The sequence below is a fragment of the Anabaena sphaerica FACHB-251 genome (genome assembly GCF_014696825.1).
Taxonomy (GTDB): domain Bacteria; phylum Cyanobacteriota; class Cyanobacteriia; order Cyanobacteriales; family Nostocaceae; genus RDYJ01.
The window spans coordinates 181,389-198,770 of record NZ_JACJQU010000002.1 but is presented as its reverse complement, the minus strand read 5'-3'; the positions used below and the strand labels follow the sequence as shown (position 1 = coordinate 198,770).

Sequence of the window (17,382 nt, the reverse complement as noted above, 5' to 3'; positions counted from 1 at the left end):
AGGAGAAGATTATTCTTCCTATCTCCCCATCTCCCCATCTCCCCATCCTCACAAGGGTAGGTTTTTTACAATTGGGTGAAGGCAGGACTAGGAAGACTCTGTCAAACGAGTTTTATGCCACTGCCATCCATCACTCTTGACATCTCTATAACCACATTCAATTCCGATACGTAAACTGTACCAGAGAACATCCCCAAGTTCTGGTGCTAAATCAGTAACAATCAACCAAGGATCTTGATAACCTTCATCCCAACGTGCTAATAAAGTACAATTCAAAGGATGTGTTTTAAAACAAGTAACAACTCCTGAGCAACTCATTCCAGTTTGAGGTACTACTGTGTCAAGAAACCGCCATTCCTTCTCACCTCTAATTTGAAATGTTCCTTGATGATTAATTCTTAAAAAAGGATGCCAATTCAAAGCACAAATATCGAAAAACAACCAATCGGCATAAAGACCTCTATCTGCTAAGACGATTACTTGCCAGTCAGGAGGAATGGCATCTTTTAAGGATTGAAAGAGCTTGTGCCAATGAGGTTTCCAAGAGCCTCTACCCCTGTGAGCGGCAAGGGCAGGGGGCAGAGGAGAAGAGTTATCCCCCTTGCTCCCTGCTAGAAAGCTCCTTGTCCTCTTCACTGTCACCTGTCACCTGTCACCTGTTCCCTGTCCCTCAATTTTTCCTAGCTAATGTCAATCCATCAGCTATGGGAACTAAACTCAGGGTAATTCGTGAATCTTGATGTAACTTTTGATTAAAGGCGCGAATTTTTTTAGTTTGATTATCTTGAATTTCGGGATCTGCAACTTTGCCAGACCAAAGTACATTATCAACGGTAATTAGTCCACCTGGTCGAATTAATTGCAGCGATCGCTCATAATAATTTTCATAGTTACCTTTATCAGCATCAATAAACGCAAAATCAAAACTTGATCCTTCCCCAGCTGCCAGCAAATTATCTAAAGTTTCCAAAGCTGGAGCAATACGCAAATCAATTTTATTAGCTACCCCTGCTTTTTCCCAATAACGGCGAGCAATGCTGGTAAACTCTTCACTCACATCACAGGCGACAATCTTACCATCTGCTGGTAAGGCCAACGCTGTCACCAAGGAACTATAACCTGTAAAAACACCTACTTCTAAAGTTTTCTTTGCTCCCAGCAATTTAACCAGCAACGCCATCAACTGTCCCTGTTCTGGGGAAATTTGCATTATAGCCATTGGTAGCTGGGCGGTTTCTTGACGTAGTTGGGTTAAAATTTCCGGTTCGCGCAGGGAAACTGACAGTATATATTCATATAAGTTTTGTTCTAAGCCTATTGTTTTTTTGCTCATTACGGTGGTGCTAATAATGGATGTAACTAACTATATCACCGCATTTGGGAAATTTAGATAAATCTCAAATAGTTCTTCCTTATCAATTTGATTGTACCAAATTTCAAATCACTTGTCAACCTCAATATTCTATCTTGGCGCTGAAAACTGGGAAATTTGCGATGCTTGCAACAAAAGAAGCGATTGCCTACGGCACTGCGTTCCCATCTCCCGCCATCATGTAATTTTGGACAAGGATTATGAGAGGCGAGAGAATTCCTGCTCAAGCCTCTATGTTGAGAGATGTTGCGACCACGGTTAAAGCTTGAATTTTTTAGCTGATTCCCCTCTAAAATTGAGAAATTAGTTAAAACTGTTCTCCATAAACATTATTACGCAACCAGCTTGTGTTAAAGGGGGTAAGATGAGTCGTCCAATCATTCTTGGTATTGTTGGTGATAGCGCAGCCGGAAAAACCACCCTAACTAGGGGTATTGCTCAGGTACTTGGACCAGAGAATGTTACACTCATCTGTACCGATGATTACCACCGTTATGATCGCACACAGCGGGCGGAAATTGGAATTACTGCTCTCCACCCTGACTGCAACCATCTCGATATTATGCAGCAGCATTTATCGCTGCTACGGACAGGACAACCAATTCTTAAACCAGTTTACAGCCACAAAACTGGGACATTTGAAGCTCCAACCTACATTAAACCCAATAAATTTGTAATTATTGAAGGTTTACTTGGTTATTCTACCCGTGCAGCCCGTGATGCTTATGATGTTAAAGTTTATCTTGCCCCTCCTGAACCACTACGGGCTACCTGGAAAGTGAAGCGAGATACCCAAAAACGCGGTTATAGTGAAGAACAGGTATTAGCAGAATTAGAAAAACGCGAACCAGACTCAGAAAACTTTATCCGACCCCAGCGTCAATGGTCTGATATCGTTGTCAGTTTCTATCCTCCCAATGAAAATGAGGATGAAACCAATGGACATTTAAATGTGCGTTTGGTGCTACGGCCAACAATTCCCCACCCGGATTTTACTGAGATTATCCAAGCAGGTAATGATGATTATACATCAGCGGTGCGTCTGGGACTAGACCGAGATATGGGTAAACCGGTGGATGTGTTGGAAGTTGATGGACACGCTACCTTGGAACAGGTGAATAAGATAGAGCATATTATGTGCAATGATATGCCTTACTTAAAAAATATCTGCGATCGCGAAATTAATCCCGAACTAGGCAAAATCGCCGGGACAACCGGAGAAACACTGCAAAGTTATCCCCTTGCACTCACACAGTTAATCATTACCTATCATATGCTCAAAGCTACGCAAATTTATCAGTAACGGGGACTGGGGACTAGGCAAAATTCATCAACTTTTGCCTATTCCCTATTCACTGTCACCTGTCACCTTTCTTACAACCAGTTTCCCACTAAAACAAAAGCTGACCAATAATAGGGATGGGAAAATTTTGTATTCTTATCCCGTAAAATTGCTAATTGAGCGTTGCGGAGAATTTCGGCTTTGGTATGTTTGTTATTAGATAATTCTTGATAAAATTTGGTCATTAATAAGGCAGTAGCTTCATCATCGACATACCAAAGACTAGCTAGAGTGCTACGCGCTCCTGCTCTAACGGCCATTCCTGCTAGTCCTAAAGTTGCTCTTTTGTCTCCGGCCGCAGTTTTACAAGCACTAAGAACCAATAATTCAATGGGACGAATCTGCTTTTGATCTGAACGCAGAAGATTATTTAAATCATCTACATTCAGTTTTTCATTCCAAGTGAGAACAAAAGTATCTTCCGCTTTAGAACTAAATTCACCGTGAGTAGCTAGGTGAACTACTTGATAAGGATTTTGGTTAACTTTTTGCTCTAGTTGTTTATCTGTAAAGGCATCATTTTTTAGTAATAAGGAACTAGGAACCTGTGCTTTTATCCGTTCTAATTCTGAAACTACATTAGGAAGAGCAGGAAAACCGAAGCGAGCCTCACTTAATCCACCACCAAGCACTTGAATTTGTTCTCTAACTAAAGCTTTGGGGTCTATTAGTTGTAAACTGGGAGCATTAGCAATACTGTATTTTTCAATCAGATATTGTTTACCATCATAAAGAACACTCATAGGAATATTTCGCAGAAGTCCATCGGAGATAAATACAAGATTCTTGACTTTATTGGCTTGTAATTTCTCTTCTGCTGGTTTGATTAACCAGTTATAGACTTTTTGGGAAAGTCCTAACATTTGTTTCTGAAAAACTATTTCTGAGCGACGAGCTAATTTAACTCTTAATTCTTCAATATGATCTTCTATTTCTGACTGAGATAATTGTTCACTATGGTGATATAAAGTTTGATCAGGAAGTGCAACAATTACTTCTAAACGATCTTTGAGAACAATTGTATAGAAAATTGCTGATGTGCGATCAATTTGGTCGATTTGTACAGGTTTGGCATCTAGACAAGCATTACGAAAGAAGTTGTCTAGTTCTGCTAGTTGTAATGATTCAATTACTTCTCTAGCTTGTTTGAGTTCTTCTTGACTGGGACTGTCTTCTAACAGTAATTCTACTAGTTCTCGATAAACTGGTTCAACTCGTTCTCGAAAATCAAATTGTGCGTCTGAACTAATTGCAACTATATCAGTGCGGATGGATTTGAGGGTTTTAACTGATTGAGTGTATGCAGCTATAGCACTCTCACGATCAGCTTTTGTAGTTCCTGCTTTTGCTGTAATAATTCTGCCTAGTTGCCATTGCCATTGATAACTCAGTTCAGGTGCATTATTACTTTGAGAAATAAGCAAAGCTTTTTCGGTTAATTCTCTGGCTTCTTGATAGCGTTGATTTTTTTCATAGAGGTTTCCTAAAGTTCCGGTTGCATAACTTTCTCCTCTTTTATCTTCTAATTTATGAGCTATTTTAATTGCTGTTGCTAGTTCATTGGATAACCAAGATGGAGAATAATTTTCTGGGGGTAATTTGAGGAGAATTCGTGCTAAACTAATACGAGAATAAACGGCGGTACGAGTAGGCGGTAATTCGGTTAAACTGTTTTGGATTTGTGGTATTAGTTGTTTTGCTAATGATAATTGTTCATTGTTTAATAGTAATTCTAATTGATTTAATTGTCCTTGAATTCTGAAATCAGATGAGGGTGATGTTTCGATAACCTGTTGAAAATATGCAAGTGATTTTTGAGTGTTATTTCCTTGTGATGTGCTGGTTTTACCTAAACTAAGAAGTGCTTGCGTAGTTGCGGTGGGAGAAGATAATTTTTGAGCGATCGCTAAACTTTCTTCTAACGCTATTTGAGATTTATCTAATTGTCCTATTCCCCGCAATACATCCCCCAAACTTAGTAGTGCTTTAGCTTTAATCAGGGTATCCTGTTGTTGATTCAGAGTATTCTGACTATCAACTAAAGTTTTCACAGCTTGATTATATAATCCTAAAGCTTGTAAAGCTTGAGCTTGATTAATTTTACTTCTCATTGATCCGGTGTTTTCGCCAATTTTTTGATATGTATCTGTGGCTCGTTTCCAAGTTTCTAAAGCTGCTTGGGAATTACCCATAGACAATTGTATTTGTCCTTGAACTTCCAGAGTTTGAGCTAGTATTTGTTGGCGTTCTTTGCCATCTTTAATTTTATTAATATTCTTCAAGCTACTTGTAATTGCTCGTCTAGCTTGTGTTAAATCTCCCATTTTTTGATAGACTAAAGATAAATTTCTCCAAGCCATGACCTGACCAACTATATCACCTTGTTCACCATAATTTTTAATCGCATTTTGCAAAATCGCAACTGATGATTGAAATTGTCCATCTTCATATAACTTTTGAGCTTGTTCTTCTAGAGATAAAGGATTTGTGACTATTGAATTATTGATGTTGTCCTTACTAGAAATAGCCAGGACTTTTTCTGCTGTCAAAAAGCTAGTAAGAGATAAAATACCAAGAGTTAAAATTGAGATATTCTTCATTATATTTACCCTTTTGAGTTCAAGCTATTTAATCAATTTACCAAAATATGATTTATCATCACTAATTTAATGACAACCAGGATGAGTTAAAGCTGAATTTTGCAGCGTAACCTTGGGAGATTCTGCTGTTAGAATCACCTTACCATCAGCAGTAATTATCCATCCTTGCGCTTCCTGAATTACCCGATTGTTAATATTTTCCTCCTCCTGATTTACTTGTGATTTCCTCATCACAACAGGTGTGGTTTCCTGCTTACCTGACCGAGTAGCCCATTCTAGCATACCTGGAGAATTGCTAATTAATTCATCACTTTCAGCAGGTAAACCACCGCTACCGATAATTGTAAAAGAACTCTTTTTAGCAATTTGTTCTGCTGAACAAATATCTTTCCCTACTAATGATTCTGCATCGACTAAATTGCCAGGTAATTCTATTAAACCAGAAGTAGGATTTACATCAGGAGTATTGATTTCCACTTCTCCAGCTAAACCAAATTGAGAAGATGCGGTAATATCACTTCTTTCGGTTAATTGTTGTTGATATTTTAATCCAAAAATAGCATTAGTTGTAATGTTAATTTCCCCGCCATTTCCTTGATAAGCATTAGCGGTAATATCACTATTTCCTCTAGGAAATGCTATAATAAAAGGAGCATTTATATTGATATTTCCTCCATTTCCTCCTGATTGACTTGTACCTGCTGTGGCACTGATTCTACTGTTATTTAGCAACAATAATAAATTTTGAATATTGAGATTTATTTCCCCACCTTGGTTACTGGCAGTTTCAGCACTAAGAAAGGCTTGATTATCTAGACTCAGAGTACCTGCTTGCAGTGAAACATCTCCACCTTTACCACTACCTTGACTATTTACTCCTATCCCTGCGCCGTTTTTAATCATAAAAGTGAGTGGATCAATGGTAATACTACCACTATCACCTATTGAACCTTTTTCTGTGTTAGCAAATAATCCAGTATTTGTGCTGTCTAAAGTAATATTATCTTTCACATTTACAATGATATTTCCGGCTTTGGCTGTACCAGATGTGGTGGTTAATAATTGTGCGCCATTATTAGCAGTGAAGGTGTTAGCATTGAGGTTGATATTACCACCCTTACCACTACCAGAAGTTGCAGCTGATATTTTCACTCCATCTGCAATATTTAAGTTTTGGGTGTTAATTTGAATATGGCCTGCATCACCTGTTCCTGTGCTTTCAACTGCTAATTTTCCCTGTCCAGTAATGTTAATATTTTCTGGTGCGTTGATAATTAAGTCACCACCTTTACCACTGGCAGAAGTGGAAGCAGATATGCTGGAATTGGGGAAGAGAGTAATGTCTAAATTGGGGTATTTTTGGTAAGGATTGAGTTTTAATGTACCTGCGGGTGCTTGTCCTTGAGTTTCTGCAAAAATTCCCACCACGCCCGCTAAATTCATTTGAGAGGCATTTAAGGTAATGCTGCCTCCTTGCTCTGTATTCGTAGCATTTTTAGTGGCTGTGGCAGTGATCCGAGCAGTTTCTGATAAAGTGAAATTAGGAGTATTAATAATGATATCGCCGGCTTTTCCTGCGCCATTAGTTTCCACTGAAACAACGGGTGCGAAATTCTGTACTTCTACACCTAAATTAACTAAATTATTGGCATTAATATTAACTGTGCCGCCATCACCACTACCATTTGTAAAAGCTGATATTTGTCCCCCACTTTCTAATGTTAAAGTAGCACTATTTAAGATAATATTTCCTGCTTTTCCTGCATCTTGAGTATAGGCGAAAATTCCTGAGGGTTGTCCTTGATTATTAATATTTGCCTGAATCGGATTAGGTTCTAGAGAGATTTGTAGATTATAGGATGTTCCTGTAATAGCCTGACCAGAAAAAGTTTTATAACTACTAGGAACACCTTGATCATCAAAATTGCTAACTTGAATATAATAAGTTCCCCCTTGGGTGAAAGTATATCGGAGATATGGGTCTTGTTGTAAGGTCATAGTAGTATCACTTCCTCCCGCAGCAAGACCATGAGAAGTATCATCATTAGATGATAATTCGTTACCCTGACTATCTAATAGGGTTAATTTTGTATTTATAGCGGGAAAATTAATCAATTTTGCTTGTTCATCATATTCATAATTTAGCCCAGTATTATCAATATCAAAAACTGCTTTTGTCCCGGCATTCACGTTAATTGCATAAACATGAATTTGATCATCTCCTGTAGCATTTAAGGATACATAAGGGGATCTGGTATTATATTCTACATTAGGATTTGTTTGGTTAGGATTATTGAGGTAAAAATCACTAGCTTGCAGTTGTTGTGCTGTGAGGATGGAATTATTTGTCCCTATATTTAAAATTTGTTGATTACCAAAATCATCGTAATCACGTTTACCTACATTTTGCCCTGGTAAGGCATTGGGGTCAGGATTAGCAAAGTTAGGATCTATTCCACCGATGATGATACTATCACTCGCATTAACAATAATTTCCCCTGCTTTTGATGTTCCTATTCCTTCTGTTAAGGCTTGAATTTGACTGCCGTTTAATATGGATAATGTGCGGGAATTGAGTTGTATATTGCCACTATTGCCTGATGCTGTTTTCGTAGCAGATGTACTAATACTACTACTATTACTAAGAAATATATTTCCATCGGGGACATTTAAAAATATATTACCTGCATTTCCTTGATCTGCGGTTAAACTTTGCAAACTACTACCGTTCTTTAGGGATACATTTTGGGCATTGATATTAATATTTCCGGCATTACCAATGCTATAAGTTCCTGTATTAATAACAGCAAAGTTAGTGAGATTAAAGTTTTGTGTTTGAATCTGAATATTACCACCTTCTCCGGTGCTACCAGGTTCTAATGTTGTAAATAACCGACTACTATTGAAGTTAATATTACCTGTGGAATTTAATTCTATTTGTCCAGAATTGCCACTACCATAATTGGAACTACTCAGGTCACTATCTGTTAATTGGATCAAAGGTGCATCTAATTTAATTAGACCGCCATTACTGCCACTTTGACCATCACTATTGATGACTATATTATTAATATCTAATTTGTTTCCTGTAAATTGAATTGTGCCACCATTTCCACTTTGTCCTGTAGCAGATGAGATGATGTAGGGTATATTGATACCGCCTTCAAATATTTTCAGGGTAGTATTTCCCCCATTTCCCGCGTTTCCATTAGGTGAACGTGAGGAGGAATCTAGGGATTGTGTAGAGATATCACCTTGAGTGGTATTGAGGGCGATCGCACCCCCATTTCCCGCGTTTCCTAAATCTGAAGACGAGGAGGAGTTTAGAGATCCTGTAGATATATGACCTTGAGTGGTATTGAGGGCGATCGCACCCCCATTTCCTGCATTTCCTGAATATGAATTTGAGGAGGAGTAGAGACTTAGTGTAGAGATATCACCTAGAGTGGTATTGAAGGCGATCGCACCTCCATTTCCTGTGTTTCCTGAATATGAACGTGAGGAAGATTCAAGGAATTGTGTAGTAATATTACCCCCAGTAGTATTGAGAGCGATATCACCTCCATTTCCCGCATTTCCAGAAAAATCTCCGTTTGCAGCATATGAAGATGAGTAGGAGTATAGGCTTAGTGTAGAGATATCACCTTGAGTAGTAGTGAGGGCGATCGCACCCCCATTTCCTGTATTTCCAGGTGAATTTGAGAAGGAGTACAGGGATTGTGTCATGATATCGCTCTGTGCGTTAAGAGAAATATCCCCACCATTTCCTACATTTCCAGAATATGAAACGGAAGAAGAGTTCAGTGATTCATTAGGGGTAGAGAGATATATCTCACTTTGAGAATTCAGAGAAATATCTCCGCCATTTTCTGCGTTTCCATAATACGAATATGAAGAGGAATTTAGAGATTCATTAGAGATATGATAGACACCGCCTTGAGCAGTCATAAAAATATCGCCGCCATTTCCTGCATTTCCATAATATGAGTATGAGGAGGAGTTGAGGAAATATTGTGTAAATATATTGCCACCAGCAGTGAGTGCGATAGCACCCCCATTTCCTGCGTTTCTATCCCATGAATATGAGGAGGAGTCTAGTAGATATTGTATATATATATTGCTCTGAGCAGCCAGAAAAATTGCTCCACCATTTCCGGCTGTACCTGAATATGAAGATGAGGAAGAGTTGAGGGATTCAGCAGAGATTTCACCTACTGCTGTTAGGAAGATTTCCCCACCATTTCCGGCTGTACCTGAATATGAATAGGAGGAAGAATTTAGCTGTTGATAACTATAAATATTGCCATTGGTATTGAGAGAAATGAACCCGCCATTTCCAGCGTTTCCATAATATGAAGATGAGTAGGAGTATAGGTTTCCTGTAGAGATATCGCCATGACCATTTAAAGTTATATTTCCCCCATCCAATTCGGAGCTAGTATCAATATTACCAACAATTAAATTAACACCTTTAATCTCAATACTTCGACCGTTAGCTGTTATAATATCAGCAATATTCATCTGAAAATTACCGCTTCCGTTACCATCAGTATCAGCAGTAAATGTGATTTTACCACTACCATTAACTAGATTTAAACTATTATTACTTAAAGGATTAATTGTAATATCATTTGTTGCCTGAAATATCAAATTTGTATTTCCAGATAAACCATCTAATGTAGTTTTATCAATTGTGGCGTTATTATTTTCAGCAATAGTCAGATTTTTAGTATCAACTAATAATGTAGTTGTATCTATATTTCCTCTAATTGTCAGATTTTCTGTACCTGTGATTTTAACTGTTCCCCCTGGTGCTATTAATGTACCTGTGTTGGTGACATTTGCACCAAATAAAGTTATGTTCTTCCCCTGATCAACTGTTAAATTACCTCGATTAAGAATAGTTGCTTGTTGATTTTTCAAAGCATTAACAAATAATGCACTTGGTTGGACTGTCAATAAATTACTTGTCGCTGGTGCTGTGGCACTAAATAAACTATTCTCTACCAAGTTAATGCTATCCGTAGTTGTGGCAGTAAATGAACCACGAATATCTAAACTGGCATTATTTCCAAAAAATATACCATTGGAATTAATTAAAAATAAATTTGCTGTTCCCTCTACTCCCAACTTTCCAAAAATATTAGACGCATTACCACCAGTGACACGAGTTAATATATTCTCAATTCCTGTAGGATTGGCAAAATAAACACTTCTATTTTCACCTACATTGAATTTTTCAAAGCTGTGAAATAAATTTGCACCTCTAGTAGCACCACCTTCAATCATGTCTTTTAAGTCGTTAACTTGGTTGACAATAGAATTTTCTTGCCCTAATGTGTTATCAGGTTCAAGTTGCGCTAATACTCTGAGATTTGTAGAGGTGAATATTCCTCCTATTGCCAATAAAGTTGTTATAGCTAATTGATAAACTCTTTGCTGTCTTTGAGTGGTCATTATATAAACTCCTTATATGAGCTACTCGCTCTAATTGATTGAAAAAGTGCTTTGAAAAGCATACCAGCTTCTGCCGGAGGTTTGAAGGTAAATTGCAGATAAAAATTACCCGGAGTTGCAGGTTTATCCAAAACCTTGGCATAGATATCTTCGCTCTGTGGCTCTTGATTATTAATTATTAATAAATTCATTTTAATATTACCTAAAGGACGTGGTAAAGTATGAGCTTCTTCTGACTCAATTTTTACTTCTGCTCCCTTAACTGAAAGTTTGATTAAACTGCCTTTAAATATCTGCTCAGAAACTTGTTTTCCCTCAACTAATTGGTAGCTGATGGGAATTGGTTCTATCATTGCTGTTAAAGTAGGCTCACACTTCTGAAGCCAGTTGTTCTGATAGGGCTGTGAATCCTCTTAAATCGGAAGTAACGATGGTGATTTTTTGCCGTTTACCGCTAATTTTCAGACCATCTGGGCATTTTAGCAAGGTTGCAACTACCTCATCTGTCAGGTAACGTCCAAAAGTTTTGCGAATCAAGTCTGCGGTGTGGGCTATAATCCAAACAAACCAATAACCCTGGGTTTTCTCGCTTTCAGTTTCTCCAACAACCGCGCATAGACATCATCGGCAATGTAACCTTGTTGCAAATATTTTACATCTGCTCCCTCAATTGCCACAATCACTATCCTGTCATCCTGGGGTTGAGCAGGCCGCAAACGCATATATTGATCAAAAGCTGCCCATTCCCAAGATTGCAACAAACCCAGAAAACGCAAAATAATGACTATTCCCGCAATACTAGGGGTAGTAATTCCCACAGTACGCCATTCCCGCCAAAATTGTTTTATCTTCCCCATATCCCCGGTAAATCAATTCCCACCATCAATTGATTTTAGTTTTTAACTATTAAATTGTAATATGTTTTACCAGATAATAGTTAATTTTGCGGTGGTCTCAATTACGCACTAATTCTGGGGTGCAGGGGAAGTAGAAGAAACTTGACAGCACTTAGAACCAGGAATTGCAGACAGCTTTTCCAACTTCACAGAAGTTAGAAGTTCTACCCATTCTGCCTGTGCTTGGGGATTCCGTTCGCGCAACTGATCGAGTATTTTCATAGTTTCATTCCAAAATCCAAATTCTGAGTATAATCTTGCCTGTTCTAGAGAATTCTCCTTTACCTTCTGTATTTTAGCCTTTTGTTCAGAAGTTAGAGGAGTATGCAAAAGCCAACCCTCAACTAGTTTATCTGCTTCTCTGTCTTTAGGATTACAGACAATTATCACTTGCCACTGATAAGTATTATTCGCTTTGATGTTGGCGGTTTTAGGTATACCTATTTTCACTATCCCAGGAGTATTCACCAGTGGAAAGGTTGTTTTATAAACAATTTTTTCATCTTGTGTGTCAATGAGACGAAATTCAGCTTGCTTATTAACGGCTTGAGGAACATACACATACACTTTTGGATCAAGTGCTGCTGTTGTCAAGACATTATTTTCTGGAGTCAAAGCAGTCAGAGGTATTTTGATCTCATCACTGCTTTTTGCTGTTCCTTCAGCATCAGAGTTCTGATGACCACAAGCAGGACCCCGTGAACCCGCGCCTGAAGTTCGCGCTGGCGCTCCCAAATCCTGCACTGGTGGGAACTTGACGCTTACTTGCAATCCTTTGTATAACTGCGCGTTGCTTGGAATGGGTAAGATAGGAATCATCAAGATTCCCGTAACAATACTTAAGTGGCGTGTTTTTACGGCAAAGGAAGAAATTTTTATAGGCATATAGACTAGCGTTGATTTAATGTTATATATCTAAACAATACTCTAAAAGTTGCTTGATACCAAGAAGACAAAGGTAAGATTTATTACCACGTCTGCTTTGATGTTGGTGTAATGTAGTCTACAAAGCTTAAAGAGGCTTTTCCAGAAATTCAATATGTTTTACAATACTTGTCGGTTAAGCTCAAAACAATGAAATTATGTAGGTTGGGTTGTGGAACGTAAACGTTCGCGTAGCAATGTAACGTATCCCTTCGGGACACTACGTGTTCGCAAAGCGTGCCGTAAGCATACACGAAGTGTGGCGAAGCCATAACCCAACATTGACAACGGTTTGTTGGGTTTCACTTTGTACCCTACGGGAAACAAGCTACAACCTAACCTACTAAAATCCTTAACCGATTTGACTTCCTCTAATTTTGGTTCATATCCTGAATGATGTTCTAATACTGCTTTATCTCCGAATAATTGCCGATAAACATCCGCTGTTTGTTCAATGATACTTTTCAGGTAAAAGAAAGGTTATAGGGCAAGATGACAAAGGGTGACAATTACCAACTAAGATGATTGAGGATTGAAACAAAACACAACACCACATAAAAACCCATACCACTCATCCAAACCCACACCAGTAGTAGCAGAAACCTGAAAAATCTGGATTTGTGGGTTTACCTGTTTTGCATATTCAATACAGCGTTGTACATCAAACTGGAGATAGGGTAATAAATCAATTTTCGTGATGATCATGATTTCACTAGCGCGAAAAATATGAGGATATTTAATTGGTTTATCCTCACCTTCCGTCACCGATAAAATAACAACTTTAGCCTGTTCTCCTAAGTCAAATAAAGCCGGACAAACCAAATTTCCGACATTTTCAATCATCACCACAGAATCTAATGGGGGGTTGAGTTCTTGTAAACCCCTTTCTATCATGGATGCGTCTAAATGACAGCCTGTTCCGGTGTTAATTTGCACCACTTTACAGCCTGTTGCTTTAATTTTTTCTGCATCATTAGTAGTTTCTTGATCACCTTCAATGACGCTGATATTTAATTTCTCTTTTAAATCATTAATAGTGCGAGTTAATAAAGTAGTTTTTCCCGCCCCTGGAGAACTCATTAAATTTAAAGCCAGGATATTTCGACCTTTAAACCAGCCACGATTTTGGGCTGCTAATAGATTATTTTTACCTAAAATTTCCTGTTCTAAAGATATCGTTGTATTATGAATTTTGGCGTGAACATTTGCAGTTTGTTCGTGAGAATCATGATGATTTTCATGGTTATGGGAATGGGTAATTACAGTCCCATCGGGTAAAGTGTGAGTATGATGATGTTCGTTATCCATGTTTGTAATTGTTGCTTCATTATCATCAGAACATCCGCAGGTTACACACATAATTCCTCTACTTCTATTTCCTTAATGTTTAATTCTTCACCAGTTATTAACTCTAATTTCACACTACCACATTCACAGATGCCAAAAGGTTTATCTACATAAAATGTAGCACCACATTGACGACATCTAGCCATTCCGGGGATTTCCAGAATTTCTAATAAGGCACCTTCTACTATTGTACCTTGGGCGCAAATATCAAAGCAGAATTTAATGGCATCGGGCATAATGGCGGAAAGTTTGCCAATTTCTAATAATACTCTTTGAACTTTTTTACCTTGGGCGTTTTCACTGACGATGGCGATGATGTTTTGAGTTATTCCTAGTTCGTGCATAAGTTTATTTTTTTATCTCACGCAGAGGCGCAGAGAGAGGAGGGAGTTTAACATATTCTTGGTAGTTGATCGCCTACTAGCATATCAACTATTCTTTCTGCACCAAAGGCTGTTTTTAGGAGGACTATTCCTGGTGGTGTGGGAATAATTTCACCGATGATAGATGCTTGTTTTCCTGTGGGATGATTTTTCATTGTTGATAAAATTAACTCGGCTTTTTCTTTGGGTGCTACGATAACTATTTTTCCTTCGTTGGCTAAATATAAAGGATCTAAACCGAGTATTTCACACATTCCATTTACTTCTTCTCTGACAGGAATGGCGTTTTCATTGATGCGTATTCCTACGTTTGCTGTGAGGGCAAATTCATTTAATACTGTGGCTAAACCTCCTCTGGTTGCGTCTCGCATGGCATGAATTTCTGGACACACTTTGATAATTTCAGATACTAAATCATGTAAGGGCTGACAGTCACTTTCGATATCTGTTTCTAATTCTAATTCTCCCCTAGCAATTAAAATTGCTGTCCCATGATTTCCGATTTCTCCGTTAATAATTACTACATCTCCTGGTTGGATATTGCTAGGAGAAATATCAATACCTGTAGGAATAATACCAATTCCAGCGGTGTTTATAAATAGTTTATCAGCACAACCACGATTAACAACTTTTGTGTCACCTGTAACTATTTGTACTCCTGCTTTTTGCGCTGCGGCTTGCATACTAGCAGCTACACGGCGCAATGTTTCCACAGGTAAACCTTCTTCTAAAATGACGCTACAGGTGAGATATAAAGGTTTTGCACCACTGACAGCTAAATCATTGATAGTACCATTAACCGCTAATTCTCCTATATCAGAACCAGGAAAAAATAAGGGGTCTACAACATAAGAATCTGTAGTAAAAGCTAATCTATTTCCTAATTTGGCAAGATTCGCTAAATCAAAACTGGCTTGGTCTTCTAACTGTGATAAAATAGGATTATCAAAACTTTTCACAAACACATCATCAATTAAATCACGCATGGCTTTACCACCACTACCATGAGATAAATTAATGTGAGTATCTTTGATTTTATTGGAGCGACGGCGCACTTGTTCTATTTTCTGAAACAGAGGATTTTGAGATTCTTGATTTTTGTAAACTTCCATATTAAACATATTATGAATTGCAACTAAAAAAATTCTTCTCTTTCTTTTCTTTCTTTTCTTTGCGTCTTTGCTCCTTTGCGTCTACCCTGCGGGATCTCCTGACGGAGATTGCGCGAAATAAATATTATAAATTTATCTAATAATCAATATAATTGGTGCGTTACGCTAACGCACCCTAAAACCTACCTCCCAGTTTCCTCATGCCTTCCGGCGTGTTTATCAGAATGTAAAACACCACCAACAGCCCAATTTTCCCGTTCAAATTCATCAATATGAACAGTTATCCACTCAGGTTTAGTTCCCAAAGCAGAAACCAAAGCATCAGTTACAGCTTGGACTAATTTCCGCTTCTTTTCTATCGAGTGACCTTTTCCAATTTGAACAGTAACAAAAGGCATAGGAATTTCCTCAAAGTGTACAATTATCTAGCCCAGAGGAACAGGAACTTTCGCTTTTTTCTCCGCTTTTTTCGCCATTGTTGAAAGTCGCCCATATTTATAATATGCTGCACAAGCACCTTCGGAAGAAACCATGCAAGTGCCAATGGGTGTTTCTGGTGTGCAAGCTGTTCCAAATACTTTACATTCCCAAGGTTTTAAGACTCCTTTGAGAATTTCGCCACATTGACAGGCTTTATGATCTGGAACTTTTAAGTTAGGAATGGTAAATTTAACTTCGGCATCAAATTGGGCGTATTCTTCGCGTATTTTAAAACCAGAATTGGGTATTTCTCCTAAACCACGCCATTCAAATTTTTCACGTATTGCAAAAACTTGATTCATGGCTGCTAAGGCATTTTTATTTCCAGTTGGTTCGACTAAACGGTTATATTGATTTTCTACTTGACAACGGTTTTCTACTATTTGTTTTAACAACATCCAAATTGATTGGAAAATATCTAATGGTTCAAAACCAGAAATAACGATGGGTTTATGATATTGTTGGGAAATAAATTCGTAAGGGTCTGTACCTATGACCATGCTGACATGACCAGGACCAACAAAACCATCAAGTTCTAAGTCTGGGTTATCTAATAATGCTTGCAGGGCGGGAATAACTAATACATGATTGGAAAATAAACTAAAGTTAGTGATGTTTTCTGCGGCTGCTTGGAGGATGGTAAATGCGGTGCTGGGGGCGGTGGTTTCAAAGCCTAAACCGAAGAATACTATTTCTTTATTTGGATTTTCTTTGGCAATTTTTAAACTATCCAAGGGTGAGTAAACCATGCGAATATCTGCACCCTGGGCTTTGGCTTGCAAGAGGCTGGTTTTTGAACCGGGTACGCGCATTGCGTCGCCAAATGTGGTGAAGATGATGTTGGGGTTTTGACAAAGTGCGATCGCATCATCTATTCTACCTTTAGGCATGACGCACACTGGACAACCAGGACCATGAATTAATTCGATATTATCGGGTAATATTTCTTCGATGCCGTATTTAAAGATAGAATGGGTATGACCGCCGCATACTTCCATTATTTTGAGATGTTTATCTATTTGTTGGCTGAGTTTTTCGATCTCTTTTTGTAAGGCTTGGGCTTTTTCGGGGTTGCGAAATTCGTCTACATATTTCATTTTTTTAATAAACCACGAAGGCACGAAGGACACGAAGGAAGAAGGAAGAAGGAAGAAAGAAAAGAGATTTTAAGTGTAAGCTTGGGCTATTTCTTGGAGAAGTTGTAATGTTTCGGCTGCTTCTTGTTCGTTAATACGGTTCATTGCAAAACCAACGTGAACGAGTACCCAGTCTCCTATACATTTTTCGGGTGGATGTTGTTCATCGACGATACAAGCTATGTTTATTTGGCGTTTCACTCCCCCAACGTTAACCATGGCTAGTTTATGTTCTGGGTTGGTTATTTCTACAATTTGTCCGGGTATTCCTAAACACATTTTTATTTTCCTTTTTTTAATACGAACCGCAGAGGCGCAGAGGACGCAGAGGTT

At 38.2% G+C, this 17,382-nt stretch carries 15 protein-coding genes; 1 reads left to right on the top strand and 14 read right to left on the bottom strand.

Annotated elements, in window-relative coordinates:
* Nucleotides 1-87: 87 nt before the first annotated feature.
* Nucleotides 88-636, bottom strand: a complete 549-nt coding sequence (locus H6G06_RS04590) for a transposase (RefSeq protein ID WP_338422910.1) — start codon at nucleotides 634-636, stop codon at nucleotides 88-90.
* Between the two features lie 34 nt (nucleotides 637-670).
* Complete coding sequence (locus H6G06_RS04585; RefSeq protein WP_190557527.1) at nucleotides 671-1,333, bottom strand: class I SAM-dependent methyltransferase; 663 nt, start codon at nucleotides 1,331-1,333, stop codon at nucleotides 671-673.
* A gap of 403 nt (nucleotides 1,334-1,736) precedes the next feature.
* Here H6G06_RS04585 and H6G06_RS04580 point away from each other — a divergent pair, with 403 nt between their 5' ends.
* The gene (locus tag H6G06_RS04580) at nucleotides 1,737-2,675 is read left to right on the top strand and encodes a phosphoribulokinase (protein WP_190557525.1); all 939 of its coding nucleotides are present in this window, start codon (nucleotides 1,737-1,739) and stop codon (nucleotides 2,673-2,675) included.
* Between the two features lie 71 nt (nucleotides 2,676-2,746).
* On the opposite strand, the gene H6G06_RS04575 is transcribed toward H6G06_RS04580, so the two are convergent.
* From H6G06_RS04575 to H6G06_RS04520, 12 genes are all read right to left on the bottom strand, one after another.
* A complete protein-coding gene (locus H6G06_RS04575; protein WP_190557523.1) occupies nucleotides 2,747-5,314 on the bottom strand; it encodes a CHAT domain-containing protein in 2,568 nt (855 codons plus the stop codon).
* A gap of 66 nt (nucleotides 5,315-5,380) precedes the next feature.
* A complete protein-coding gene (locus H6G06_RS04570) occupies nucleotides 5,381-10,771 on the bottom strand; it encodes a two-partner secretion domain-containing protein (protein ID WP_190557521.1) in 5,391 nt (1,796 codons plus the stop codon).
* Complete coding sequence (locus tag H6G06_RS04565) at nucleotides 10,771-11,124, bottom strand: hypothetical protein (protein ID WP_190557519.1); 354 nt, start codon at nucleotides 11,122-11,124, stop codon at nucleotides 10,771-10,773. The genes H6G06_RS04570 and H6G06_RS04565 overlap by 1 nt, the downstream gene beginning before the upstream one ends.
* 16 nt (nucleotides 11,125-11,140) lie before the next feature.
* A complete protein-coding gene (locus H6G06_RS04560) occupies nucleotides 11,141-11,308 on the bottom strand; it encodes a hypothetical protein (RefSeq protein ID WP_190557517.1) in 168 nt (55 codons plus the stop codon).
* A gap of 14 nt (nucleotides 11,309-11,322) precedes the next feature.
* Nucleotides 11,323-11,628 carry a CHASE2 domain-containing protein gene (locus H6G06_RS04555; protein ID WP_190557515.1) on the bottom strand — a complete coding sequence of 102 codons (306 nt, stop codon included), beginning with the start codon at nucleotides 11,626-11,628 and terminating at the stop codon, nucleotides 11,323-11,325.
* A gap of 108 nt (nucleotides 11,629-11,736) precedes the next feature.
* The gene (locus H6G06_RS04550) at nucleotides 11,737-12,552 is read right to left on the bottom strand and encodes a DUF928 domain-containing protein (RefSeq protein WP_190557513.1); all 816 of its coding nucleotides are present in this window, start codon (nucleotides 12,550-12,552) and stop codon (nucleotides 11,737-11,739) included.
* A 555-nt stretch (nucleotides 12,553-13,107) separates the two neighbouring features.
* Nucleotides 13,108-13,950: a hydrogenase nickel incorporation protein HypB gene (hypB, locus tag H6G06_RS04545; protein ID WP_190557511.1), complete on the bottom strand. Its 843-nt coding sequence runs from the start codon at nucleotides 13,948-13,950 to the stop codon at nucleotides 13,108-13,110.
* A complete protein-coding gene (hypA, locus tag H6G06_RS04540) occupies nucleotides 13,941-14,282 on the bottom strand; it encodes a hydrogenase maturation nickel metallochaperone HypA (RefSeq protein ID WP_190557509.1) in 342 nt (113 codons plus the stop codon). Before hypA ends, hypB begins: the two co-directional genes overlap by 10 nt.
* 47 nt (nucleotides 14,283-14,329) lie before the next feature.
* Complete coding sequence (hypE, locus tag H6G06_RS04535) at nucleotides 14,330-15,433, bottom strand: hydrogenase expression/formation protein HypE (RefSeq protein WP_190557507.1); 1,104 nt, start codon at nucleotides 15,431-15,433, stop codon at nucleotides 14,330-14,332.
* Nucleotides 15,434-15,615: 182 nt separating this feature from the next.
* Nucleotides 15,616-15,831 carry a tautomerase family protein gene (locus tag H6G06_RS04530; protein WP_190557505.1) on the bottom strand — a complete coding sequence of 72 codons (216 nt, stop codon included), beginning with the start codon at nucleotides 15,829-15,831 and terminating at the stop codon, nucleotides 15,616-15,618.
* 27 nt (nucleotides 15,832-15,858) lie between these two features.
* Entirely contained in the window at nucleotides 15,859-17,010 is a 1,152-nt protein-coding gene (hypD, locus tag H6G06_RS04525) for a hydrogenase formation protein HypD (RefSeq protein WP_190557503.1), read from the bottom strand.
* Nucleotides 17,011-17,079: 69 nt separating this feature from the next.
* Nucleotides 17,080-17,328: a HypC/HybG/HupF family hydrogenase formation chaperone gene (locus H6G06_RS04520; protein WP_190557501.1), complete on the bottom strand. Its 249-nt coding sequence runs from the start codon at nucleotides 17,326-17,328 to the stop codon at nucleotides 17,080-17,082.
* Nucleotides 17,329-17,382 lie beyond the last annotated feature (54 nt).